The 24,433-nt window shown below is 39.7% G+C and carries 18 protein-coding genes; 5 read left to right on the plus strand and 13 right to left on the minus strand.

The window, feature by feature from the left end; all coding sequences use genetic code 11:
* From QZU77_RS02375 to QZU77_RS02395, 5 genes are all read right to left on the minus strand, one after another.
* Positions 1-645, minus strand: a 645-nt coding sequence (locus QZU77_RS02375) for a type I restriction-modification system subunit M N-terminal domain-containing protein (RefSeq protein WP_295599447.1), incomplete at its 3' end; no start/stop codon positions are given.
* Complete coding sequence (locus QZU77_RS02380) at positions 646-1,203, minus strand: restriction endonuclease subunit S (protein ID WP_295599450.1); 558 nt, start codon at positions 1,201-1,203, stop codon at positions 646-648. It lies immediately after the preceding gene.
* 213 nt (positions 1,204-1,416) lie between these two features.
* Positions 1,417-4,143: a type I restriction endonuclease subunit R gene (locus QZU77_RS02385; protein WP_295599453.1), complete on the minus strand. Its 2,727-nt coding sequence runs from the start codon at positions 4,141-4,143 to the stop codon at positions 1,417-1,419.
* A 257-nt stretch (positions 4,144-4,400) separates the two neighbouring features.
* Positions 4,401-6,323 (minus strand): right-handed parallel beta-helix repeat-containing protein, encoded by a 1,923-nt coding sequence (locus QZU77_RS02390; protein WP_295599456.1) that lies wholly within the window; start codon positions 6,321-6,323, stop codon positions 4,401-4,403.
* Between the two features lie 122 nt (positions 6,324-6,445).
* On the minus strand, positions 6,446-8,233 hold the full coding sequence (locus tag QZU77_RS02395) for a subtype A tannase (protein ID WP_295599459.1): 1,788 nt from the start codon (positions 8,231-8,233) through the stop codon (positions 6,446-6,448).
* A 92-nt stretch (positions 8,234-8,325) separates the two neighbouring features.
* On the opposite strand from QZU77_RS02395, the gene QZU77_RS02400 reads away from it, so the two are divergent.
* A complete protein-coding gene (locus tag QZU77_RS02400) occupies positions 8,326-8,991 on the plus strand; it encodes a SpaA isopeptide-forming pilin-related protein (RefSeq protein ID WP_295599462.1) in 666 nt (221 codons plus the stop codon).
* Between the two features lie 456 nt (positions 8,992-9,447).
* Here the strand turns inward: QZU77_RS02400 and QZU77_RS02405 are convergent, their stop codons facing one another.
* From QZU77_RS02405 to glnA, 6 genes are all read right to left on the minus strand, one after another.
* Positions 9,448-12,090: a PEP/pyruvate-binding domain-containing protein gene (locus tag QZU77_RS02405; RefSeq protein WP_295599466.1), complete on the minus strand. Its 2,643-nt coding sequence runs from the start codon at positions 12,088-12,090 to the stop codon at positions 9,448-9,450.
* Positions 12,091-12,121: 31 nt separating this feature from the next.
* Positions 12,122-13,609, minus strand: coding sequence for a glutamate synthase-related protein (locus QZU77_RS02410; protein WP_295599469.1), 1,488 nt, complete (start codon positions 13,607-13,609; stop codon positions 12,122-12,124).
* Positions 13,610-13,611: 2 nt separating this feature from the next.
* Entirely contained in the window at positions 13,612-14,673 is a 1,062-nt protein-coding gene (locus QZU77_RS02415) for a Coenzyme F420 hydrogenase/dehydrogenase, beta subunit C-terminal domain (RefSeq protein ID WP_295599472.1), read from the minus strand.
* Positions 14,674-14,694: 21 nt separating this feature from the next.
* Positions 14,695-15,345 (minus strand): tributyrin esterase, encoded by a 651-nt coding sequence (locus tag QZU77_RS02420; RefSeq protein WP_295599475.1) that lies wholly within the window; start codon positions 15,343-15,345, stop codon positions 14,695-14,697.
* A 14-nt stretch (positions 15,346-15,359) separates the two neighbouring features.
* Positions 15,360-16,277, minus strand: a complete 918-nt coding sequence (locus tag QZU77_RS02425; protein ID WP_295599478.1) for a glutamine amidotransferase — start codon at positions 16,275-16,277, stop codon at positions 15,360-15,362.
* Positions 16,278-16,586: 309 nt separating this feature from the next.
* On the minus strand, positions 16,587-17,921 hold the full coding sequence (glnA, locus tag QZU77_RS02430; protein ID WP_295599481.1) for a type I glutamate--ammonia ligase: 1,335 nt from the start codon (positions 17,919-17,921) through the stop codon (positions 16,587-16,589).
* 304 nt (positions 17,922-18,225) lie between these two features.
* Here glnA and QZU77_RS02435 point away from each other — a divergent pair, with 304 nt between their 5' ends.
* On the plus strand, positions 18,226-18,432 hold the full coding sequence (locus tag QZU77_RS02435) for a hypothetical protein (protein ID WP_295599484.1): 207 nt from the start codon (positions 18,226-18,228) through the stop codon (positions 18,430-18,432).
* A 133-nt stretch (positions 18,433-18,565) separates the two neighbouring features.
* Here QZU77_RS02435 and QZU77_RS02440 read toward each other — a convergent pair whose 3' ends face one another.
* Positions 18,566-19,570: a hypothetical protein gene (locus tag QZU77_RS02440; RefSeq protein WP_295599487.1), complete on the minus strand. Its 1,005-nt coding sequence runs from the start codon at positions 19,568-19,570 to the stop codon at positions 18,566-18,568.
* A gap of 438 nt (positions 19,571-20,008) precedes the next feature.
* Here QZU77_RS02440 and QZU77_RS02445 point away from each other — a divergent pair, with 438 nt between their 5' ends.
* Complete coding sequence (locus QZU77_RS02445; RefSeq protein WP_295599490.1) at positions 20,009-20,464, plus strand: DUF308 domain-containing protein; 456 nt, start codon at positions 20,009-20,011, stop codon at positions 20,462-20,464.
* A 155-nt stretch (positions 20,465-20,619) separates the two neighbouring features.
* Here QZU77_RS02445 and QZU77_RS02450 read toward each other — a convergent pair whose 3' ends face one another.
* Positions 20,620-21,450 (minus strand): DUF4013 domain-containing protein, encoded by an 831-nt coding sequence (locus tag QZU77_RS02450; RefSeq protein ID WP_295599493.1) that lies wholly within the window; start codon positions 21,448-21,450, stop codon positions 20,620-20,622.
* 252 nt (positions 21,451-21,702) lie between these two features.
* On the opposite strand from QZU77_RS02450, the gene QZU77_RS02455 reads away from it, so the two are divergent.
* Positions 21,703-22,401, plus strand: coding sequence for a hypothetical protein (locus tag QZU77_RS02455; protein WP_295599497.1), 699 nt, complete (start codon positions 21,703-21,705; stop codon positions 22,399-22,401).
* 30 nt (positions 22,402-22,431) lie between these two features.
* On the plus strand, positions 22,432-24,396 hold the full coding sequence (locus tag QZU77_RS02460; RefSeq protein WP_295599500.1) for a phage holin family protein: 1,965 nt from the start codon (positions 22,432-22,434) through the stop codon (positions 24,394-24,396).
* Positions 24,397-24,433: the final 37 nt, after the last annotated feature.

Here is a 24,433-nt window from a genome sequence, read left to right on the forward strand (position 1 = left end):
TTTTCCGAGAGTAACTATTTTTGCTAATATTTTTGATACTTCCTGAGGAGTATAAAATTCTCCTGCTTTTTTACCTGCGCTTGATGCAAATTGACTTATTAGATATTCATAAGCATCTCCCAATATGTCTGATTCATCATCTTCTAGTTTAAAATCTATATCATTAAGATTTAATAATATTCTGGAGATTAATTTATTTTTATCTTCATTTGTACGTCCAAGTTTTGAAGAAGTTAAATCCACATCTTCAAATAGGTTACTGAAATCTTCCTGACTATCTGCTCCCATTGATGAATTACTAATGTAGTTTAATGATTTCATTAAATCATCTAATATGAACTTATCAGTTTTTGCATCTTCTATGATATTGCTGAATAGATATTGTGGTTCTAAAAAATAACCAAGTGAAGAGATTCCTTCTTCTTTTAGATCATCTTGATAGCTTTCATCTTCCCATGCTTCAGTGAATGTTAATCCATCTTCTTTTAATTCTTCATTCATGTGCAATTCTAGTTTTTCAGAGAGGTATCTGTAGAAGATAAATCCAAGAATATAATTTTTGAATTCACTTGCATCCATGTTGCCTCTTAATTCATCAGCTATTGCCCATAGCTTGCCTTCAAGACTGTTTTGATAATTTGACATTTATTTTTCTCCTTTCAATTGTGTTTGGATTAGATATTCCTTAATTTTTTTATTGCAATTTTTCTTTTTTTCAAGTAAATTGTTTTTTTCATCTATTAAATTTAATAATTCCCCATATTTTTTCTGTTTATCAATATTGGGAATGGTTACTTTCATATTTTTTAAATCAGATATTTTTATAACTTTTAAGGCACCACCTTCAAGAAATCTGTAGGATTTTTTGTGAAATATTTCACTGTTCAGTAAATGATAAATGAATGATGAATCATATCCCTTTTTTAATCTTATTATTGCGAAATACATTGGTATGATATACCCATTTTCTTTTAATATGCTAACAGTGTTTGGTTGTGATAGTGATATGATAATATCGCCTTTTTGAGAGTAATATTTATCATTAATCTCTTTTGTGATGTTTTCTAGTGAATAATCTAAAATATCTTCTTTAATGAATTTATTTTTTATTACAGGTTGTTCTTTGGAGTTTTTATCTTTGAATCTGGATATTTGAACTCCTGAGAATATTTCTGCAACATCTTCTAATTTTTTTACATCCATTATAGTTCTCCTAGATAATTTACTTTCTCTTGTTTCAATTCATCTTTTTTTCTTCAAGAATTTGAAGATTAAATTTTATCAGTTACTTTTTTCATTGTGATGTGACTTGCAAGTAATCTGTAATTAATCACTAATGACAATTAATAATCTTCAAACCATAGTATATAAACCTTTTGAATTTTTTTGTAATTAACAATTAATGACAAAAAAATGTTAATAATCAAACTTATCAAATAAATTAATAATTTCAAATTTAACAGTTTTAACCTTATTCTTGCGTTCCTTAAATTTCATTTTTTCAAGAAAAGCCTTTTTCAGCAAATCATCATCAATTTTACCTGAAAATTCAAAAATTTCAAATACCTTACGAGCCTTATCCTCATCCAAACGTTCCTTATCAACAATCTCACACATAGCTTCCTTTCTCTCATGACGCATGAAAGAATCAAATTCCTCACTAACACTTGTGATTTTCGTATCAATATTGCCAAGCCGTTCATTAATGAATTTTTCAATCAAATCAATCTTACTGCGCAAATTCTCATGCTCTTTCATGATACTAATAATACGCTTTTTATCATGGTCAAAACTAGGACTATTCTTATCTAAATCGGCTAAAAGATTTAAAATATAATCAACATTGATTTGATCATTGCGAAGCAATTCTAACTCAAAATCAATATCCTTCAAAATAGATTCCGGGTCGTCATCTTTAGGTTGTTTGATTTCAGCATAAATATCCAAATAAGCACTTCTAAAATCATTGAAATCCTGTTCTTCGATTTTAACATCTTTCCAATCAAACTCGGTGAAAATATCCAATTTATTCTTATTACGTATTAAATCCCTGAAAATTAAAACAAAACTTTCCTTATCTTTTTCACTTTGAAGCTCTAATGCTTCAGCAGCAGTTTTAACTAATTTAAACAATCTTTCCAAATCCTGATTAAACCATTTGACAAATGTCTCATATGGAGGCATGATAATATCCTCAATAGCATCAGGATCAGAAAATAGTGCAATAGCATTATCCACATTCTCTTTAAGATTAGTAAAACAAACAATATTTCCCTGTGATTTACGCTTATTAATTATACGATTAGTTCTTGAAAATGCTTGAAGCAAACCATGGTATTGTAGATTCTTATCCACATATAAAGTGTTAAGCAGTTTACTATCAAAACCTGTTAAAAACATATCCACAACAAGCAATAAATCAATTTCACGGTTTTTCATACGCTTTGAAACATCTGCATGATATTGTCTAAAATCATCACTTGTGAAATTGGTTTCAAACATTTCATTATAATCCTTCATATACTTATCCAATAAATCCTGGGAATGCTCACTTTCACTTAAATCCTCATTAGCTTTAAAAGTAAATATTGTGGCGATTTTTAAATCATGATCTTTTTTCTTAAATAACTCATAGTATTTATGAACTACTCCCCCTCTTGAAACCGTAAACATTGCATTAAATTCGCGGTTACGGGTTTTTCTATCATAGCTTTCAATAATATGATCAACAATCTGGTTTAAGCGTTTATCTGATTCTAAAAATTCCTTAGTATCAATTTTTGAAACTTCCTTATCTGGAATTTCTTTTAACTTAGCTCCACCAAAATAATCTACTGAAAATCCTAGCACATTATTATCTGCAATTGCATCTTTAATTACATACTCATGGAGTTTTTTACCAAAAATATCTTTGGTAGTTCTTGTTCCATCAGAATTTGCTGCAAAAATTGGTGTTCCTGTAAAACCAAATGATAATGCATTAGTGAAGAAATCTGTAATAGTTTGATGCATCTCACCAAATTGACTCCTATGACATTCATCAAAAATCAATATAATATTTTCATCCTTGATTTTTTGAAGTTTAGCTTTATCACCAGCAGTTTTTACAGCTTTTGATAACTTTTGAATAGTAGTTGTGATTAATTTACCTTTACCATCAGTGGTTAAATTTTTAATAAGCACTCCAGTATGTTTTGTTGTGTTCACACATCCGTCACAGAAACTGTTGAATTCCTTATTGGTTTGAAGATCCAAATCACGCCTATCAACAACAAAAATCACTTTATATATTGATTCATCCTCAGCAAGCAATTGACTTACCTTATACGAGGTTAAAGTCTTACCCGAACCTGTAGTATGCCACACATAACCGTTTTGCTTAATTTCCAACGCTTGGTGAAGCACTTTTTCAACAGCATATTTCTGATAGGCCCTCAAAACCATTAGCGTCTTTGAGGATTCATTTAAAACCATGAATTTTGAAATCATTTTTGCAATATTGCATTTTTCTAAAAATGTATCTGCAAACTCATCTAACGAATGAATATTGTGATTTTCTTCATCCTTCCAGAAGAATGTGAATTCATATTGCAAATCCTTTTTTAATCCGTTTGCAAAGTATTTTGTATTAACCCCATTACTTACAACGAATATCTGTATGTAATTAAATAGTCCTTTATATGAATGTAAAGTGTAGCGAGTAATTTGATCAAATGCTTCTTTTAATGGCATTCCTCTTCTTTTAAGTTCAATTTGTACAAGAGGTAAACCATTGATAAGTAATGTAACATCATAGCGGTTTTTATGTTTTCCTTCCATTGTTATTTGATTTGAAATCTGAAAAATATTTTTACACCAATCTTTCTCGTTTAAAAACTTAATATAAAATGGATTGTCTTTTCTATCAATGAAAAAGTGATCTCTTAATTTTTTTGCTTTATCAAAAATGGAACCTTGGTCTAAGAATAATAAAATCTTGTTAAATTCTTCATCTGTTAACTCACATTTATTTAATCGTTCCAATTGAATTTTAAAATTAGCAATTAACTCGTCTTCATTTTTAATTTTAATTCTTTCATATCCATTATTTGATAATCTTTTAATCAAATTCTCTTCTAAAACTGCTTCACTTTGAGTTGACATTTTAATTACCTACAAATAATTAGAAAATATACATATCTTGTTATTAACTATATTTTTCTTCATTAATAACAATTTTGTAAAAGGAATACCATTTATTGGTAAATTTGAAATTTAGAACCCATAATTTAGTAACCCATTAAAAAAGAGTTTTTACAGGTAATTAAAAAAAACAGTGATAATAAAATAATTTTATTTATATCAATACAAAGATTCGTTGAAAACTTAAAAAAAATAGAAAATTAAGGATTAATCAATCCTTACTTAATTTTAATGCTTGATTTTTTCGAAACATCATAATTCTTGCTTTTAGATGTGATCTCCACCTTATGGTTTCCACGTTTCAGCTTCTTAGTGTTCAGCTTGGCGACACCCTTCTTGTCAGTTTTGAGAACGTAAACCTTATACTTCTTGCCGGTGAAGACCTTGACCTTGATTTTGAGCTTAGGAACGATTTTTCCTGAGGCCTTGTTCTTGACTGTTATCTTGAAGTATTTTGATTTTTTGTACTTTGCAGTCATCTTCTTGGCCTTGACGGTTGTCTTTGCCTTCTTGACTGTCAGGGTGAATGTCTTTTTGGGGAAGGTGGAGTATTTGCTGTTGGGCATTATGACAATCTTGTGCTTTCCGACGGACAAGTCGGAGGTTATCCTGAAGTATGCCTCGGCGCGATTCTCATTGTCCGCATTGTAGTAGTAGAGCTTGTATTTCTTTCCTGTGTAGACCTTGAATATTGCCTTAACATGACCCACTGCCCCGTATCCGTCTTCTGTCTTCTCGCTTATGGTCACCTCGAACCTTTTGCGTGAATCATAGGTTGTGGTGGTGAAGCTGGCATACATTGCCTTGAATGTGAACTTATCGCTCTTCGGCGCTTGATGGGTTGAGTTAGTTGACTTGAAGTTGGATGCCATGAGATAGATCTGTGAGCCCTTGGAGTCCTTTCTGGTGGTTATGCTAGTGTTTTCGAGGTTGATGTTGGTGCATGTGGCATATATTGCGCCTCCCTCGACTGTTGCAACGGAATCAGTGATTGTTGAGTTGACGATGGTGAGGTACTTGTCGATTTTCTCGCCGCAGCCCACGTACTCGTAATTGTAGATGACGCTTCCCTTCTGGGCAGTGTTTCCTGTGAAGTTTGAGTTTGCAATTGTTGCCTTGCCCAGCGTGTTGAATACCGCACCGTTCTTGGCCTGATTGCCTGTAAAGACTGAATTGTTGATGTTGACCTCAGAGTGTGAATCGATTATGCTTTCCTTGTTGGATGCGAATGTGCAACCGTCGATGTTGAGGCGAACCGCCCACATCATGAGGAATGTGGTGTGGGTGGAGCCTGTGAATTGCGAGTTGATTACATCAAGCACAGTATTTTCGGTTATCTTCCCATCAGGGTTTCCGAAAAATGAGATTTCCCCGTAATTGTTGGCGAACCTGGAATCCCTTATGATGGAATGCTTTTCAGTGTATAGCACAGGCACGGTATTGTCCTTGAATGTGCAGTTGTCAAAGCTTGACATTGTATTGTCCAGGTGGATGAGGTCTGCTGGAGATGCCATCTTGGCGTAGTCGAGCTTGTGGCTTGAAAAGACAGTGTTTTTCGCATCCAATTGACCGTCCTCCACACCTACTGCAAGTGCAATGTTTGCGTTGGTGTTTGAGGTGAATGTTGAGTTGACCAAGCTCAATTTACCGCCCTGTGCATAGATTCCAGCGTAGTCTGTGTCCGCATCGTAGAGGTATTCGTAAGGGATGTAGGTGAGCTTGCCGCCTCCGTTGGTGAATGTGCAGTTCACTATTAGAAGTTCAGTGTTCTTTGAAAAGAGCGCAACCCCTTTCGCGTTGGCAAAGTTTATGTCCTTCAGGGTCAATTTCTTGGAGGTGACCTCCATGATCGAGGATTTCTTTGCGGCGTCGAGCCTTGCGCCTTTTCCATCGATTGTTATTGACTTTGAAACCTTGATCGGTGAGCCGGAGCCTGTGTAGGTTATCCTGTCAAGTTCCACGGTGTCCCCGTCGTTGGATGAGGAGACCGTCTTTTGAATGTCTGCAAACGTGTTTCCTGAAACGGCAGTATCCAAGGCATCGCCCTCGCCGGCCATCGTGAGGTTGTCCTCGGCGGACACTGCCCCCACGGCGATGATGAGCAGGATTGCGGATAATGCCATTAATGCTTTGAGTCTCATGTAACTTATTATGTACCTTAATGATATAAAAAAGGTATGAAAAAATACTCCATTCAACCGCATTTCATACCTGCAATCGAAAAAAATAAGAAAAAAAGAAATGAAAAGAAAATTTGATTTCTCTAATTTAGGCAATTGTTAACCCAATTGATGAAATTGGTGGTTGAATCACCTGTTCTTTCGGCTTGAGTGTGACCCTGTCCCCATACAGTGGAGAATTCCACATTATCAGAGCCGGATTTTGCCAGAACTGCAAGGTAAAGGTTCACGTCAACACATTGGGAAGTGTCCCCCTGTTCGATGCCGGTGTTTATCCTCCAATATTTTGCCACATCAGAGCTTCCTGCTCCGTCATAGTAATCGCAGAGGTAGTACATTGGATTGTACATGTTAACACGAGTTTCCATCGTATTGTTCTCGGAATCTCTTTTAGCCAGGTCTGCACTGTACTGGGTTGCGTACTCATTGGAGTAGTCACTGTATCGTGAGTACTCATCAGAGTTGTTTGCAAGCAGACTGCTGACGGTCTTGTCGAAGTGTGCTGAACCGTTGGCGTCAAGGCCTAATAGTCCGTTTTCTGCCTGTGAACGATTCAGGTCATCGAATGCTGGAACTGATTTGGATGGGCTTTTGCAATGCTTTACAAATGCCTCGAAAGATGTGATTTTAGCAGTGTTTGTGCTTGCATCATACTTGATCCATGTTTCATTGCCGTTAAGTGAGTCAACGTAATCCTGTGCGGTTTCATAGCTTTCAGAATCATCTGATGAATCTGTTGACATGTCAGCGGTAGGTGCTTCACCTGATGGTGCTTCTCCACCCATGTCGCCTGAAGGTGCTTCACCTGAAGGCATGCCTCCCATTGCCCCCATGCTTGATGGAGTGTATGGGAATGTGGTGTCGTTTAGGAAATTGTTCAATGACTCTTCTGTGACGCTTAACAAGTAGTCATAGTAGCTTCCAGCGGCATATGTTCCTTTTTCGCTTTGCTCAAGTGTCAAAGTATTGCCGTTTGGATCCTTAAGTCCCAATTCATTTATATAACTCGCGTATTCGCCTGCAAGGTCATTGCTCAATTCACCTGTGAATGAATTGTTGCTCCTGGCGTATTGGCCCATGTTCCACTCATAGGCGGCATCCGCAGTGTCGAGGCTGGTTATAGGGCACCAGCACATTGCACCTGCGATGGCATTGGACAGGCCGTTTCCGTTCTTGTCGACCATTGCTGCCTGGATGCTTTCAAGGTATGGATTGTAGAGTTCACTGTTTCCGCTCGCCCCCATTATTGCGGATTGCGCTCCGCCTCCACTGTGGCCGAATGTGAATATCTTTTCAGCGTTTCCCGGCAGGACATCGCCGTTGAATCGGTAGTATGTGACTGCTGCCTTGAGGTCTGTGACTCCATCAGGGGCTTCGGCATTGTCTCTTCCACGGCATCCTGCATTCAGGTATATGAATCCTGCGTCAGTGTAGGATTTGACCTCATTGGCATTGTATGCTGTCGGCGCTGTGCATGATGAGTATCCTGGAGTGTTTACAGGCATCACGATCGGCGCTTCGGATGCAGTGTAGTTTCCAACCTTGGCGTCGCTTTTAAGTTTGCATGTGTATGTTCCGTTTGCGTTTTTTGTTGCCTCGAAGTATTTTCCAGGCACGTAGATTCCACAGGACTCATAGGCCGTGTCTTCTGGGTTCATGCAGTATACGAGTCCTATCTGATAGTATATGTCGTTTGTTTCATCATAACTCCAGTTGCTCATGTCAATAGCCAGTTTTTCATTTAATAATGTTGCATTATATGATGGGCCGTCGCCTGATGAATGGTTACTGTTTCCCAAGAGGGCGAAGGCACCAGCAATGGCTATTATTATGATTGCAATGATTATGATGATTTTATACATGTTTTTCATGATTATTCACCATCCAATTTTTATAATCTTAACAACTCCCAAGTAATATTTAATATTTACCCCGATTCCATGAGAGGTTTTCCAGAATATGAATGTATGAAAAATATTACGTATCTTTTCAGCAGAATAATTCAAAACCCAAACGCCGCAACACTACAAAAGAAAAAATCAAGACAAGCGTCCAGGCGGATGAAAAGGCCGTGAAGTACAAGAAAAGCTCATACTTTAAAATCAAGCTGCAGGACAAGAACAAGACATTGCTTAAAAACGTGAAACTGAAAGTGACCGTCAAATCAGGAAATAAAATTAAAGTATTCAACATCAAAACGAACTCCAAGGGAATCGCCCAATTCAACACTAAAGGCTTGAAAGTCGGCAAGTATTCTGTAAACATCACTGCCGATGACGACAACTATACCGTGACCAAAACATCAAAGATTTTTGTCGGAAAACAATACTCAGTCCTTGTTCGCTTTTCAAAGATTAAAACCCTGAAAAACAAGGATAAAATCAGACTCAAAGTCCTCTATGACAAGGATAAGGGAAAAGAGGTTACAATTGTCTTTAAAAACAAGGAGAAATACACTAAAATCTTAAAGGCGAAATTCATTTTCTACAAGCCATCAACAAGGAAGACCGTTTCAAAAATGGAATACAGCAAATTTAAAAACGGCAAGTGGGAAAATCCGGATAAGGACTACACATTCAGATACCAGATATGGAAGGCAAGAGTGTATTACATATCCTATAAGGCATGACGATATCACTCCCCCCCCCCCACATCTATTTTTTTTAAGCGTGAAACTTCATTTTGATTGAATTAACCTCATCAATATCAGACATTGTAAAGTGCAACAATCCCTGCTTTAGCGGTTGATGATCATCACACTTGCATCGAAACATGTGCAAAATATCGCCCATCCATCATATCAAATCAATGATTGCGGAAAAAACAGCATGTCCAAGAGGGTTGATGCATACGAAATTGTCAGAAAAGAAATAATTAAAGTAACTTTCAAAGCAAATAATTAATGAGACCATAATTTAAAGGAATGTGAAAAACAAACCCCCATTCAAAGGGGCTGTTGATCACATTTTGTCATACGATTTTTTTCGACATTAACCGAAAAATATGTTTTTCCCAAATAAAAAAGGCATATGTCCCACCCGCCTAACCCAAAAATATGAACTGGAAAAGAATAATCATTCCATATTCACTTGAAAATGCACATTGTTTCATCCTTTTTCATGTCATGATAGAATTCCGCCTTATCCTCCTTGAAGTCGATGACCTGAACCATATCATAAATTTCCTCGGCCAAATCGGGATTAATATCCCTCAGCATATTAGGATACTCATAAATCATGTCCCTGTTAAACTCTATCTTCTTGTCGTTTTCAAACAGTGCCCCGTAATAGATTTCCGCTTCCACCAGATCCTGGAACATATGGCTTCCAAAGGACAACTCAGGCATATAGCCGACTTCACTGTATGCCTCCTCAAGGATTGCGGTGAAATGGCTGATGTCAGCAAACACCACTGGTATGCCCAATTCCGGGGAGGAGGTTCCTATCCTACCCGGAACAATGAGAATGGATGTCCTGCCATTGTCCCTGCAGTATGCGTTCACGTCACTGATTACCCTTGAAAGCGAGCTTTTCCCAGCATACGGGTACTCATAGTACCTGTGAGGGTCAACATAACAGATTGTGTCAATCCGGTCTTTCCGGGACATTCCCATTGATGAGTCCTTGATGTGGAAGAACACGTTTGCATCCTCAGGCATTTCAATATCCTCATCGTTGAGGGAAACCTGAAGCGGTCGGCATTGAAGGAGGTTGATGTTGAATGAATTGTCCTCACCGACATTTACAGTGTATTCAATGTCGACCGGGTAATCATAGGCGGTTTGAAGAGTGTTTAAAATATTCTTCATCACACCAATGAACTCCTTATTCCTCACCATGCCCTCACAGTTGACGAACACTATCTCCCTTGACTGTCCACGGTCACGGAACATTCTTTCGGCTTCACGGTCATGCTCTATCAATACCCTTTTGGCATGCCTTGGAATCACCTCCAATCCCTCATCGACAGGAACGTCATGAAGGGAAATGTTTTTAAGGTCAATGACATCAAGGTAATGCTGGGAATACCTATGCTTCTCCTTGATGTCCTTGGTTAACGTGACTTCGGGCTTGTCGAGATTGATTATTCTCGGATAGTCCTTCTTGGTCCGGTCCACAGCCTTGGTGCCGAGACCCATCACCAGCCTCAGCATCCCCTTGCTGTTGTCCATATCAGGCAATGGGGAGTAGGGACTGTAGGAAAATCCGACGCCAGCGGCGGTCGGGAAGAAATAATCATCACAATAGGAGCCTGAAACCCTCTGAACCAGCAATGCCATCTGCTCATCAGTATCATCCAATCCATTTATCTTACGGTACTCCAGTGCGGAAATGTTCATGGTGCTTGAATATACTATCTTGACTGCTTCCTCAAAAGCCTCGAGGCGTTCTTCAAGGCTTCCCCTGTTTACGCAGAACACTGACTCGTACTTCCCTGCGAACGCGTTGCCGTAACCGTCCTCAAGAAAACTGCTTGACCTTACGATGATAGGGTTTTGGCCGAAGTAATCCAGTATCTGAATGAAGCCCTTTTTAATCTCATCGGAGAAAACCCCTTCCTTCAGGGCTTTCTCCAGTTTCGCACCGTACTCATAATACCCTTCCTTGGTTCTCTGATTCACCCTCAAGTCCCAAAGGTCATTTGATACAATGTAAGTGTAAAACAGGTCAGACCCTATGTAGAATGAATCATCCGGTTCGAAAACCTCCCTGTAGATTTCTGGACTGTTCTTTTCAATGATTTTCCTTGCAAGAAGCATTCCGCAGGTCTTACCCCCGACCAGTCCGCTTCCCACGCGACGGTCATAGATTGTGAGGTAATCCTCGAAAGTGAAGTATTCCTTGATTTTGGAAAGCATGCGCTCATCCTTGGTCATCATGAGCTCGCAGATCTTATCGCACTCATCATCAATATCCTTGCCCTCAGCATACTCCCTCCTGACCTGTAGCATGTAGCGCTCCCAACTGTCGAGTGTCTGGCCGTTCTGGTAGATGTCTGAGTTTATTGTCTTGTAGTAGCGACTCAGATCCTGACCATCCTGCAGAACCTTAACAGAACCTGTGAGGATGTTGAACTTATGACCCAGAAACATTGTCTGGGAGTATCGGTTCCAAACCTTCAATGGCGAGAAGTAAATCTCCTCAGGAGAGTTTGAGTACACGTTCAGGAACAATTGCGTGGTCTCCCTGATTTTTGCTATGGCATCATAGGAGTGCCTGCCCCTTATTATCGGGAAATAGGCAATAGTGTCCAATTGGAAGAGGAAGGGGCATGTTACCTTGAAGAAGTTGCCCATCATCAAATCAGTTGACCACACCGCCTGCAGATCGCTTAGACAGTCAAAGACATAAAACGCGTCACGACCCTCCTTTTCAATTATCCTGTGCACTTCCAGGGTGAATGTCTCGAACTGGTTGTATGGATTGACCTTATATATCTTAATCCCGTCACGCTGTATCATGCAGAACTCATTGTCCTGATTGTTTTCCTCTAGCTCGAGCAACAGATAATCCTCATCAGTCATCTCTATCAACGGTTCATGATTGGCGAACCTGATATAGATCAGGTTCCTATTGTCCTTTTTTGCCTGCTTAACGTATGGGTCGACAAAGTAGGAGAACTCATTGAGATTAGTGACATTCCACACTACATTATCCCCTAAACGAATATTGTCCAAAGCCGCATCAAGCCCTGGAATTCCTGATTTAGCCCTTTCAAACGCTGCCATAAATTATCTCTCCTTAAACTCGATTAATCACCTAGTACTGTGTACTCACCATCGGCACGCCAGTCAGCTGTGAAGCCTCCATGGTCAATGATACAAGGTCCTGACGCTCAAGATTTTCAATATCGGTGTTGCCTGCCTGCTGGGTCAGAGAGGTTACTTCCTGAGTCATTGCCTCAATATAATTGGCGACCTGCTGTCCTTTCCTGATCGGGTCAAGTCTTCTTCTAAGCACCTTGTCCTGTGTTGCGATTCCTTTCGGACAGATTCCTTCAGAACATGACTGGCAAACCTTGCATCCAATGGATATCAATGCAGAAGTGGCGACATAAACCGCATCAGCACCCAGTGCAATGGCCTTAGCCACATCTGCACCGGAGCGAATGCCACCTGCAGCCACGAGACTGACCTCGCTTCTCAGGCTAATCTCTTTTAGAGCATCATCCGCTCTTACTATTGCCTCTATTGTTGGAATGCCCGCGTGTTCTGTGACAACCTCAGGTCCTGCACCTGTACCTCCCTGCATACCGTCAACAACTATAATGTCTGCACCGGCCTTTGCGGCGATTTTAACATCCTGCTCCACTCTGCCGGATGCGAACTTAACTATGATTGGGATTTTCCAGTCGGTGATTTCCCTCAACTGGTCTATTTTCATGCCCAAATCCTCAGGCCCCACAATGTCCATGTGCCTTGCCGGGCTCAATGCGGAGGTTCCCTCAGGGATGTTGCGCACTCGTGCAACTTCAGCAGTCACCTTGTGTGCGAGCAAATGTCCGCCCATACCTGATTTTGCACCCTGACCAATCTTGATTTCCACCGCTTCAGCATTGTTTAGGTACTCTGCGGAAACCCCAAATCTTCCAGAGGCATACTGTGCAATCAATTTATCTGCGTAATGCCTTTCTTCGGGAAGCATTCCTCCTTCACCGGTGTTTGTGATTGTGCCTGCCTTGCTGCTTCCAATAGCCAATGCCATTTTAGCCTCCTTGCTCAGTGCACCAAAAGACATTGCCCCGATCATTATTGGAGTGTTGATTTCAATCGGGTTTTCAGCGAACCTGTCGCCGAGAACGACTGATGTCTTGCAGGTTTCACGATAGGAGTCTATTGGAGGTCTTGAGACTTGTGCCGGAAGCAGGCTCAAGTCGTCGAATGTCGGTATTTTCCTGGTAAGTCCGCAACCCCTGACCTTGTAGGAGCCGGATTGGCTTTTTCGCTTGATTTCAACCATTGTTGAATTTGACCAGATTCCCCTTCCCTCATCGGCAAGAGGCCTTACATATATTGCATGGGTAGGACACATTTCCTCACATATCTTACATCCCACACAATTCTCCTGATGAATTGGCAACGGCTCGTCATTAATCACCTCGTAAACCCCATGAGGACAGTTTGAATAGCAGCTGTAACAGTTCTTACATGCAGCCCTTTTGGGATTGTCGCATAGATACCAGCAGCATCCTGGCCGATCATTGCTCTGCTTGCATATCTCTATTTTACGCTCAACTGTAAATGACATTCTTAATCAACCTCCCCTAATGCTTTGAAAACCGGACAGACTGAATATTTTGTCCCTCCGGACTTGATGATTTCATCTATGCCTCTTGTAATCTTGGCATATGGCTTCCATGCCAGGTGATCCTGCTTGTCAACAACCATCGCATCAGTAACTATCTTATTTGTAAGGAGATAGTCAAGCAGAGTGGTGACGATAGAGCCGTCCTGACCCTGAGTATGCTTCAATGATTTGACAGTCAATACTTGTTTGAAATCACCAATCGCTTTTGAGTTATCGTTTCTTAACTCCTCCGGCACAAATGTTCTTGGGCAAACCGCAAAGCATGCATGACAATCCTGTGGGCACTCCCCTTTCATGATTGGCTTGGTGTCCTCAATCCTTATGAGATTGTCTGGACATGCATATTCACATGCTCCGCACAATACGCATGCTCCAACATCAATGACATTGGATTTCAAGTCTGTGAAATCGGATTGTGACACTTCAAATGCTATGGAATCATCAGTTTTTTCCCTTTGATACAGTACCGGCCTGGCAAGGAACTCTCTTCTTTCAACAAACTCCATGTTCCTTTCGATTTTACTTTCAGCAATCCTGTTCAACAAGTCAAATTGATATTCATTGAATGACTTGGCTTCAATGAATTCCTGCTCGATTGCCCCATTGATGATTTCCTCTCCTTTTTCGCTTCTCACAATCACTGTTGACCATCCGTCCTCTGAACCGATGGAGCCTATTGATATGTCAGATGTTTCAGAAGTCAGTTCAACACATATGTTGCAGTTTTTCCTGATTATCCTTTTGGCAACGGATAATGGAATTTTTAATGTTTCATTACTCTTCAATAATAGGAATACGAATCCTTTCTCGATTCTGAATTTCTCAATGTCATCCATTTTCAAGTCGTATTCTTTTAGAAGGTTTGTAAAGTACTTGTATGAGAAATTCTCCATGCAGAACAATCCCAGTTTGACTTCAATGGGACTGTCAGTATAATATTGTAGTTTGGATGCCGCCATAATCTCGCATGGTGTTCCAACCATTGCAATTCTGCGTTCACTCATATTTTTCACCATCCCATTTTATTACATATTAACTATTTTTTTAAAATTTGAATAATCGTCATCAGACAGGTTGAAACCGTATTCAGTGAGGATTTCCCTTAAATCATCAATATCTTCACTGGTGGCTTCATCCATTACCGCATTTTTACCCAGGCTTTTCACTTCTCCAAGAACAAATATTGTTCCCCTCATGATTGATTCGCCGACATCATCGGTGACATCCCCTAATATGATCAATCTGCCGCCCATCATGAGCAGTCCAGTCATGTAGCCGCTGTTCCCACCTATTATTACGGTTCCTCCTTTCATGATTTCCCCTGTTCTTGAACCAGTGTTGCCTTTAACTATCACGGTTCCACCGTAGATTCCCTGTCCTGCACCGTCTCCGGCAGTGCCCTCAATTATGAGTTCGCCTTCAGTCATGTTATCCCCAGCGAACCATCCTGCATTCCCCTTGATATGTATTTTCGGCCCGTTGACCATTGTTCCAACGAAATATCCTGCAGAACCGTTGATTATGATGTCAACTTCCCCAGTCAATCCTGCGCAGATGTTGTGTTCGGATTCGGGATTGTCGATGATGAGACAATCATGTTCTTTTGCCTGCCTCTTTATTGTGCGGTTCAGTTCCTTCACGTCCATGCCTTTAGCGTCAATAACATATTCATCCATAGTCAAACCTCCTCCTAGATTGTATATGCCCTTGTCTCTCCCGGTGCAATCTGCTCGATTTCATCTGAATCGGTGACATCATGCAATGCCATCTCCTCTGATGCCACTGCAAATATCTCATCTGTTTCAACCATCACCCCCGGTCGCAGGCCCAGCTTGTCCTTTGCAATGCCTATGCCGTTAGGGGTTCCAACCAGTATTGAGAACGGACCATCCAGGTCTATGACAGCCTGGTCAAGTGCCTCCTCGAGCTTGTAGCCCTGGTTCAGCTTATCAGCCATGTAGTGGACTATGCATTCAGTGTCGTTGTATGATTCGAAAGTGTGTCCCTTGCGCTCAAGAGGGTCTCTTATTTTCCAGTAGTTGGTGATTTGACCATTATGCACCACTGTAATGTCCGGTATGATGTAGCTTTGGTATGGATGTGCATGGTAGCGGTCAACACCGCTTTCTGTTGCAAATCGAGTGTGTCCTATCCCATGAGTCCCCATGCGATTGTAGACGTCGAACCTTTCGGCAATGTCTTTTACCTTGCCGACATCCTTTATCATCTCGAATGAATGTGAACCGTTGATAACCCTGACATCATCCAGCTCGTCGATTTCCCTTATGCAGGGTTTTAAAAGCGAGTACTCATCCAGTGCTATCTTGCACTTGTACACGTCTGAGTCCCCAACTGACCTGATCAGTTCCTCTTCAAATATTGGAGTGATTTGACTCAGCAATGATTTTAAATTATCCAGGGTGCCTTTTCTCCTGTTCACTTGAATGTTTAGTTGATAATAATTTTCTGGGAAATCCAAACTACCGTAAAGAGCATATCCTGCTGAATCCGGACCCCTGTGCTGGAGGGATTCAAGCATTGATGTCAATGCCTCCCCAATCGGATGGGATTTCCTGTCCTTGTATATTACACCTGCTATTCCGCACATTTTTCTCTCCTCCAAAAAATTAATGATTTAGGCGAATATACGCATCAGGTTTGATTTTAATGATAATGTGCCTTCTTTAAATATCCTACTTATTACCATATGCCTTTAAAATAATCGTAATAATCGTGAAATTTTATCATATGCCCATATACTCTAAAATTATCATATGCCTTAAAATAATTCTAAGAATTTTAACCTCAAATACATATATTCATCCAGATTTATACATAAGTCTCCAAGAGTTAAAAAAATGAAAATCAAGTAGCCAATGAATGGCTACTGGCCATATACTCAAATTATAGGGAATGATTAAACGTTCAGGTACTCATCCCTCTCATAATCGAAGACCTGTATCCTGTAAGCATCCCATTCAGCCCTCTTGATATTGTAGAACTGATTGAACACTTTTTCTCCAAGAGCGTTCTTGACAACTTCATCCTCTTCAAGGGCATGGTATGCTTCCCATAAACTGGTTGGAAGGCTGCTGATTCCTTTCTCTGCAATCTCATCCTCAGTGTATGCGAAGAGGTTCTCCTCAGTCGGTTCACCCGGATCAATCTTATTTTCCATGCCGTCAAGACCGGCCTCAAGCAATACTGCAAATGCAAGGTACGGGTTGCATGACGGGTCAGCTGACCTGCACTCAATTCTAGTTCCTAATCCACGGGATGCCGGAATCCTCAGCAATGTTGAGCGGTTCTTGAAACCGTATGCAATGTAGCATGGTGCCTCATAACCAGGCACTAGACGCTTGTAGGAGTTGACTGTTGGAGATAATATTGATGATAAAGCCGGTGCGTGTTTCAATAATCCTCCTATGAAGTACAGTGCATCCTGTGATATCTGGGTTTCAGTGTCAGGGTCGTAGAAGATGTTTTCACCATCCTTGAATAGGCTTTGGTTACAGTGCATGCCGCTTCCGTTGATTCCTAGGAATGGCTTTGGCATGAATGTTGCTTTAAATCCTAACTTATTTACGAGTGCCTTTACTGCTTCCTTGAATGTTATTACTGCATCAGCTGTTTTTAAAGCATCAGCGTACTTGAAGTCAACCTCATGCTGTCCTGCTGCCACTTCATGGTGGCTCACTTCAACATTGAAGTCTAGTTTCTCGAGTCCAAGAACTATTTCTCTCCTGATGTCTGTACCCTGGTCTAATGGTTCAACGTCAAAGTACTCAGCCTCATCAGCAGGGACGTAGTTTCCCTCATCATCTTCTTTAATGATGAAGAATTCAGGTTCGGGACCCATGTTGAATTGGTATCCTCTTTTCTCTGCCAGCTGCAATGATTTTTTAAGCACTCCTCTTGGGTCTCCGTCATATGGTTTTCCATCGGTTGTGAAAATGTCGCATATGAACCTGCTGGTTCCTTTCACTTCCGGTCTCCATGGTATTGTTGAGAATGTGTTGATGTCAGGTTTTGCCAGTAGGTCACTGTCGTTGATTGATGCCAGTCCTGCCACTGATGATCCGTCGAACAGCAATCCGTCTTTCACTATGTCTTCCACATCATCTGCTTTTTTCAGCGGCACTGCCATGCTTTTAGGCAATCCGTGTATGTCTGAAAATTCCAGTTTAAGGAATTTTATATCGTTTACTTCTATTGTCTTTATGATTTGGTCTAATGTTTTATCCTTTGACATGTTTTCACATCTTTGAGTATACTTGTCCAATTTTTGAGGGTATCATGGAAAAAATGGAAAACCATTTTTATTGACTATGCAACCTTGGGCACATAGTCGGAAGGAAACTTCCTTCCGATATAAAATTATTTATAGAATAATATATAAAAGTTTCGTAAAAAATAAATGATATTTAAAAACAAAAACTAGGATATTAAAAAAAAATCGCCGTAAAACAAAATAAAATAGTATAAATGACCATTAAAGCCACCTAAACAAAAAATAATAGAATCAACAAAAAAAAATCAATTAATACGAGAATCAAATGAAGACAATGAATTTCTTACACCTCAAGACCCGAAGCCTCATTCATCTCATCCAAAAACTCCTTGGAATGAATGTGTCTGAATTCTTTTTCACTAATGCTGCCGCTAAAAAGTCCACAGTTTATATAGCCCCAAATCACTTCACCAACAGACACATGCCATTTTTCAGCCTTTTTCTCGACGAGCTTCTTGAGCTTTTCTGTTGAAACATACGTTAAAACACGATTTAAAACTAAAAATGTAATATGTCAGGTTAAATCGAATGTAAGGGGAAGATATGGTTAAAAGAATAGTGAATGGTTAATTAGGATTTTATTTTCTGAAAAATTTTTACAAACTCTATTTACCATTTTTGAGTTTGTTTAATTCTTCAGTTAACCTGCTTATTTCCTGATCTTTTTCTTCAGTTAACCTAGACATTTCCTGATAGTCTTCAGTTATCCTAGATATTTCCCTGTCTTTTTCTTCAGTTAACCTAGATATTTCTTGATCTTTTTCTTCAGTTATCCTAGATATTTCCTGGTCTTTTGCATATATTTCTCTTTCATATGAATTCATTCTATCAACTTCCTTGCTTGTGAAATTAATTGTAATCAAACACAACAGCTCTTTGGCCTTATTTAAATCATCCTGAAAGTGATATAATATCATTTTCTTCAGCACTTGGTGCAAATCAATTTTTAAGTCAGGATCAATCTTTGGAAACCTGCTGAAAAGAATAACGATTTTTTCCATTATCTCTTTTGCATCGGTTTTCACAAAGACCGCAATATATGCGAAATTCAAAACCTCATCTACAGTGAAATCTCGTCTAGTTTCAACTATATCTGTTAATATATTTAACCTTTTTGAGATTTTTTCAGAGGTCACAATGATGTAATGAACCCTCAACACATGATTGAAGACCTCATAATCAATTACATCACTTCCAGGGTCTTCGTTGGTTATTATAATAGGCACTGTGGGAAGATTTGTCTCATGAGTCTTAGATATTACATAAAAGAATATTGTTTCGATTTTTAAATCATCTGGAAGCTTGGACTGGTGTTCGGCATCAATTGCGGATTTGACTTTAATGATTCCACCATCGGGAAGCACCACAGCTCCATGGTCCATTTCCAGATTGCGACCGTCTTCGGTGACTACATTAGTGTCTAGTTTTTTCAGATACTTGCCTGGAAAGCCAAATGTGGAATGTGAGGGTTTGGCCCATCCTGAAACTGTCAAGCGAAATGATGAGTCTTTCGGATGATGATTGGGTCCTCTCATTATCTGGTCAATTAGCGCCTTTAGATTTTCCTGGTTTCCGGTTGTCTTCTCATGAATCATTTCCATTTTTTTCATGAATAACTCCTCTATGATTAACTCTCAATTTTTGTGGTGTTGTGAAAATCAATTTTTCACTATAAATTAAATTGAGGAAAACGTGGTTTAATGTTTATACTAAATCATATATAAATATTTTGATTTATAATTGATTATATGGACTTTATTTTTAATATATATAAATGTTAATCTTTTATAAGGTTAAAGCAATATTTTAAGGCGAAATCAATATTGTCTTCTTGAGGCAATTTTCGCCGATGAGATGATAATTATAAAATGCACAATATCGTGAAAAAAGTTTTCCTTTAAAAATTTTGATAATCTTATCAGAGGCCCCAACTTCCAAAACCAAATATTAAATAATACAATAATAATAACTAATAAGTGTAAAAGCACTAAATGCTTTTAAGAATTCGCACTTGAAAAAGTGAACACAAAAAATTTGGAGGAAAAAACATGGAGCCTAATAAAGTATCCGGAATACTATCCATTATCTTAGGATTAATTTTCATTATTTTCCCTATTCTCAGTTCAGGATTAGTATCCGTCATGATTGGAGTCAGTTTACTGTTCTTAGGTATCGCATCAATACTCACCGAGTTTTCAGCTTTCAACATAATCGTTGGAATCCTGGCAATCATTTTCGGTTTACTGTTCATATTCAACATTGATGCATTGTCCTTCCTTTTAGGAATACAATTCTACATTATCGGAATTATAATTATCCTAATAGGTGTTGTAGGTCTATTTTCAGGACCTGGAATGTCAAAACTTGCTTCAATAGCGATTATAATTTTAGGTATTATCGCATTTGCTCTTGGAGGATTATCACTAACCAATCCGCTGTTTGCAGCAATCCTGATAGGCGTGACCTTAATCATCCAGGGTGTAAGACTATATGTCGCAGAATAAAGATAAGCAATCTTCTTGATTGCTTATAATTTTTTTAAACAAATTTTATATCAAACCATTCAACCACACTTTAATTATGAAAAAACTATTTTTAAATGGTGATTAAGCAATACGGTAATTTAAAAAAAAAAGAAAAAAGTTATAGCTTAAAATATTTAAGCTATATCTGAATATAACAGTCCAACAGCCCTTTGAGTGAAGAACACCAGGTATGGAGTTACAAACACTGAAAGAATTGCAAGGAACGGCACATAGCCATAGATAGTTGACAAAATCGCATTAATAATACCTATGATTATGAAAATCAGCAGTATCACTGCTATAACTTTACCTATTCCGATTCTTCTTATGTCTTTTGCAGCTTCAAAAATGTTTAAGGCCTCGCTTAAGCTGTCGGTATTGGCCAGTCTTGCTTCAGCCATTGTTTGAAGGAATGAGAATATTACAAACACAATCACAGCAACGGTTATGGTTACTGTTAAAGACAAGATTAAACCAGCCATTGCCTGGGATATTGCACCCATTGCGACATTGGTGGAGGTTCCCATGACGTAAACATCCATGACCTGTGTGAAGATCTCTCTAGCGACATTCATGAAATTGCCGACAACGTTTGTAAGGTATCCAACCAGAACGACGATGAAAGCCGGGATGACATAATAGACTATTGAGACTATGAAGCTGTTGAATCCTGTGATGAAATTATCCCACCATACAAATTCGGGAGCCTCATCCTCAAGTTCAATACCTGACTTAATGACACTGATCATATAACCGGACATTACCCATCCGATTAAGACTGCAATCAATCCCGCAAGTCCTCCCCATAAGAAATATTCAGGGACAACAATTCCTAACATATACAGCAATGGTCCCATAACAGCAAATGCTCCTGCAACTATTGACAGTATGATGTAAATTAATAGCACCTTAACATTTTTTGATGGGAAAACAAATGCATCTTTTATTATTTCAATTATTTCCATTTTTTTCACCCATTTAACTTATTTTAATTAACTACTCCCCCTATTGAGAGACATTAATTATTTATTTAAATAATAATATTTAAACTTGTTTAAAATGCCTGAACTTAACTGATGATTTTTTATTTTAATTTAATTTTTATATACGATAAAAGACAATATTTAAATATATGATTGTTTCATTCATGTTTAAGTAAAAAATACATGATTGTTTCAAAAATCACCCGATAATTGAAAAAACATTGAGGTAGATAAATGGATAATAAGAAAATGATGATAATCGCAGCAATAATCCTAATCATTGTGGCGGCAATCCTTTTTGTGGCGCTGACTTCCCAGCAGTATGAAAGGATCGAGGTAACTCCTAACGGAACCAGCATGGACGTCCCATTCAACCAGACCAAGTATGCAGGCGAAGTCGAGAGCGCAAAGATTTGGAACTGGAAAAATGGAATTCTTGTCACATACAACAGCTACGAGGACGGCAGCCTCATCAAGGTTGGTGAAATGGGTTTCAACACCCTTAAACAGATTATCGAAAACGGGGAAAAGCAGGACATTGACGGTTACACATGCTATGTGATAAACGCCGATGAAGTGATGAAAATCAGCATATTCGACATAATCAAGGTGAACTACAACGGCAAGTTCTATTGCATACCCCTATCCAATCAGACAACCCATGACAATATCCTGATCTGCTGCAACAACAGGGACATTGCAGTCCATATGGCAAAATCAGTGGAATACAAGAACGTATTTCCAAACAAGGCCGGCTTAAACGATACGCTCGCCAGCATTGAAAACATGACCGGTGAGCTTGAGTCAAAAGCCAATGACCTTGCAAACAACACCAATTTAAGCGAAATCCAATCAAAAGTGGAGGAAGCCGGAATCAATCTTGATAACGTCAAGTCATCAGTCGAGCAATACAGTGGAAAATTGCCAATATAGATAATATGAATTCAAGGATAGTGATTTACAATGGAAATTATTAATGAAAAACAAACACCTAAGAAAAGCTTGAAAAGAAGTTTGATCGTATTTATCGGAAACATCATCGGAATATACCTGATAAGCTTTTTAGGATTGGGGGTCGAGGTCAGCCACTCCGGCGACATACTGCTTCTGGTACTGTTCCTCGGTCTGGTCAATGCAATACTCTGGCCAATCCTTACAAGAATAGCCATGCCGTTTCTGGTCCTGACCTTCGGAGTGGGGACACTGATACTCAACGGGCTCCTTCTCCAACTGCTCGCTCCAATGTTTGGAATAGCAATCAAGGGCCCTGCAATAATCCTGGCACCATTAGGAATGGCAGCCGTCACAACCGTACTGTCCTCATTGATAACAATCAACGACGACAGCTCCTACTACAGGTCTGTTTTAAGGGATGCTGAAAAGAAAAGGAAAGGCAGCGTCAAGGATTATCCTGGAGTCATAATCGTTGAAATCGACGGGCTCGCCCATAAGGTTCTCCTTGAAGCCGTTGACAGGGGAGTCATGCCGACCATGAAAGGGATGATTGAAAGCAACGATTACAAACTCAGAATGTGGGAAACCGACCTGTCATCCCAAACCGGTGCAAGCCAGGCGGGAATCCTTCACGGAAACAATGAAGGCATCGTGGCATTCAGATGGATAGAGAAAAGCAACGGCAACCAGATGATGCAATGCTCAGGAATCACCAAGGTCCCTGAACTGGAAAAGAGAATATCCAACGGGGACGGATTGCTCGTCGACAACGGAGCAAGCAGGTCCAACCTGTTTTCCGGAGACACCGACAATGTGATATTCACATTCAGTAAGATCATGGACTTCGGCAAACTCTACAATAAGGCATGGTACTCAGTATTCTCCAATCCAAGCAACTTTGCACGCATAGTCGCGTTGTTCCTTGCCGACATGATTCGGGAGATATGGTCACAGATCACACATTCAATAAGAAACGTCAGGCCAAGGATTAACCGTGGAATAATGTACATTCCAACCAGGGGCGCCACAAACGTGTTCATGAGGGAAATCAACACTTCAACACTCATCGGGGACATGATGGTCGGGGACATCGACGTTGCATACTCAACCTACCTAGGCTACGACGAGATAGCCCACCACTCCGGAGTGAGGGACAGTGACGCATGGATAGCCCTAAAGCAGATGGACGATCAAATCAAGCACCTAACCGATGCGAACAAATACTCCCCTAGGGACTACCAGTTCGTGATTCAATCCGACCACGGCCAGACAAACGGAGCCACATTCACCCAGAGATACGGGCAAACCTTTGAGGACTTCGTCAAATCCCTGCTTCCGGAAGACATGACAATGTTCGCCAAGATGACATCAAACGATGATCACTTTGTAGGGGACTACACTCCATTTGCAAGGAAAAAGAAAAAAATAGAGAATGAGAAAAAGGAAGCCCAGGAATTAAGCGACTCCGAAGTCATCGTGTTGGCTTCAGGAAACCTTGCAATGATTTACCTGACACAATGGAGCAGAAGACTGACCTACGAGGAGCTTAACGGCTATTTCCCTGAACTGATACCTGGACTCATCAACAATGAGTATGTAGGATTCATCCTCGTCAAGTCCCAGGAACACGGAGACATGGCCATTGGAAAGAATGGAACCTACTACCTGGACAGTGACAAGATCGATGGCGAAAACCCTCTTGAAGGATTCGGAGACAATATCGCAAGGCACCTGAGAAGAACAAGTTCATTCGAGCATACACCAGACATCCTGGTGAACAGTTTCTATGATGAGGAGGCCGATGAGGTATGCGCATTCGAGGAATTGGTTGGAAGCCACGGCGGAGCCGGAGGAGACCAGTCAAAACCATTCATACTTTACCCTTCAAGCTGGAATGTCAGCGATGATGATATTATCGGTGCGGAAAACATTTATAAACTGTTAAAAGAGAATTTAGCTCAATTGAAAAAATAAGCAAAGAAAAACAAGAAAAAGGTATGGAATAAATCCA

The sequence above is a fragment of the uncultured Methanobrevibacter sp. genome, from assembly GCF_902774605.1.
GTDB lineage: Archaea > Methanobacteriota > Methanobacteria > Methanobacteriales > Methanobacteriaceae > Methanocatella.

Coding starts and splice junctions, on each gene's coding strand:
- QZU77_RS02400 (WP_295599462.1), top strand. CDS start 8,326: ATGTATGAAAAATATTACGTATCTTTTCAGCAGAATAATTCAAAACCC.
- QZU77_RS02455 (WP_295599497.1), top strand. CDS start 21,703: ATGGATAATAAGAAAATGATGATAATCGCAGCAATAATCCTAATCATT.
- QZU77_RS02460 (WP_295599500.1), top strand. CDS start 22,432: ATGGAAATTATTAATGAAAAACAAACACCTAAGAAAAGCTTGAAAAGA.
- QZU77_RS02380 (WP_295599450.1), bottom strand. CDS start 1,203: ATGGATGTAAAAAAATTAGAAGATGTTGCAGAAATATTCTCAGGAGTT.
- QZU77_RS02385 (WP_295599453.1), bottom strand. CDS start 4,143: ATGTCAACTCAAAGTGAAGCAGTTTTAGAAGAGAATTTGATTAAAAGA.
- QZU77_RS02405 (WP_295599466.1), bottom strand. CDS start 12,090: ATGGCAGCGTTTGAAAGGGCTAAATCAGGAATTCCAGGGCTTGATGCG.
- QZU77_RS02390 (WP_295599456.1), bottom strand. CDS start 6,323: ATGAGACTCAAAGCATTAATGGCATTATCCGCAATCCTGCTCATCATC.
- QZU77_RS02395 (WP_295599459.1), bottom strand. CDS start 8,233: ATGAAAAACATGTATAAAATCATCATAATCATTGCAATCATAATAATA.
- QZU77_RS02450 (WP_295599493.1), bottom strand. CDS start 21,450: ATGGAAATAATTGAAATAATAAAAGATGCATTTGTTTTCCCATCAAAA.
- glnA (WP_295599481.1), bottom strand. CDS start 17,921: ATGTCAAAGGATAAAACATTAGACCAAATCATAAAGACAATAGAAGTA.
- QZU77_RS02420 (WP_295599475.1), bottom strand. CDS start 15,345: ATGGATGAATATGTTATTGACGCTAAAGGCATGGACGTGAAGGAACTG.
- QZU77_RS02415 (WP_295599472.1), bottom strand. CDS start 14,673: ATGAGTGAACGCAGAATTGCAATGGTTGGAACACCATGCGAGATTATG.
- QZU77_RS02445 (WP_295599490.1), top strand. CDS start 20,009: ATGGAGCCTAATAAAGTATCCGGAATACTATCCATTATCTTAGGATTA.
- QZU77_RS02440 (WP_295599487.1), bottom strand. CDS start 19,570: ATGAAAAAAATGGAAATGATTCATGAGAAGACAACCGGAAACCAGGAA.
- QZU77_RS02435 (WP_295599484.1), top strand. CDS start 18,226: ATGAAGACAATGAATTTCTTACACCTCAAGACCCGAAGCCTCATTCAT.
- QZU77_RS02425 (WP_295599478.1), bottom strand. CDS start 16,277: ATGTGCGGAATAGCAGGTGTAATATACAAGGACAGGAAATCCCATCCG.
- QZU77_RS02410 (WP_295599469.1), bottom strand. CDS start 13,609: ATGTCATTTACAGTTGAGCGTAAAATAGAGATATGCAAGCAGAGCAAT.